The sequence below is a fragment of the Salinivibrio sp. HTSP genome (assembly GCF_003390965.1).
Classification (GTDB): Bacteria; Pseudomonadota; Gammaproteobacteria; order Enterobacterales; family Vibrionaceae; genus Salinivibrio; species Salinivibrio kushneri.
Map to the genome: position 1 here is coordinate 1 of NZ_PXUD01000113.1, position 1,014 is coordinate 1,014.

At 43.0% G+C, this 1,014-nt stretch carries 1 protein-coding gene; it reads left to right on the plus strand.

The features are described from left to right. Positions 1–735, plus strand: a 735-nt coding sequence (locus C7A19_RS14845) for a DUF2931 family protein (RefSeq protein WP_116645295.1), incomplete at its 5' end; no start/stop codon positions are given. Positions 736–1,014 lie beyond the last annotated feature (279 nt).

The window sequence follows — 1,014 nt, forward strand, 5'->3', positions numbered from 1 at the left end:
AAAACACTGATAACCCTGCTTGCATTGTTTTTATTAATTGGATGTAAAGAAAAAGAGCCTCTACCTGGTGATCCTTGGCGCGTATCTGTGGTAATGCCTTCATTTTATCCCATCTACATCACGCAAGCATATGGCGTGAATGAAGAGCAAGATTGGACAATGCCGCTCCATGGTCTAGCTCAATCGATGAGTACAAGTAAGTTAGAATATGTCCGTACTGTGTTTCCTGATTATGATGGTTTTGGCTTCCCTATATCGCCTCTGACTGCTCTAGGTGGGCGCCAATTAGGCTCAGCAAATAAACATTTACCGGATAGTATTTATATATATTGGACGTCTCTTATTAATATGCGTTTTTTCGTGACTAAATATGATCTTTCTCAGAAGGTTAAGGAAATAATGGCGAAAGGGGTCAGCTTTGAGCGATATGATGGCTCTTTAGGTTACTGTTTTCGGACTGAATTATTCTTTGGTATGTTACCTGATGGGAAAGCCAAAGTGTGGTTAATGGGCTGTGATCAGCTCATTTATTTGGCAGAGCTGGCTCCTGCACGAGAGAAAGACCGTGACCAAAATGGTACAACGGCCGATGAGTATAGACAGGGCCCCAAACCCACACCGCAAAGAGTTCGACAGCGTGGAGTCGATGCAGGTGTATCGACTGTCCCAATCCCATGGGAGAAAGTTGGTAAAGTGTATAGCAGGGACACCGTCGAATTGCTCAGTGAGCAGTAATGGTTGCTGGTGCTAAGCGACTTCTTAAAGCGTCTAGGCAGTGCGTAAAGGTATAGCGATATGCCAAGCAACTTTTTGCTTGGCTTGGCAAGAAGTTGCTTGAGGCGTGCAAAAAATTGGTCAGCAAATAATTAACTGTCTGATATATAACGAATTAAAAGTTGGCATAAATCTAGCTTGCTAGTAGGGCTAGACAGCAAGAGTCGCTGTTGAAACTCAAATCAAAAAAATAGAGGAGCGATTATGCCAACGCCATGTTATATCTCGATTGAAGGTGAA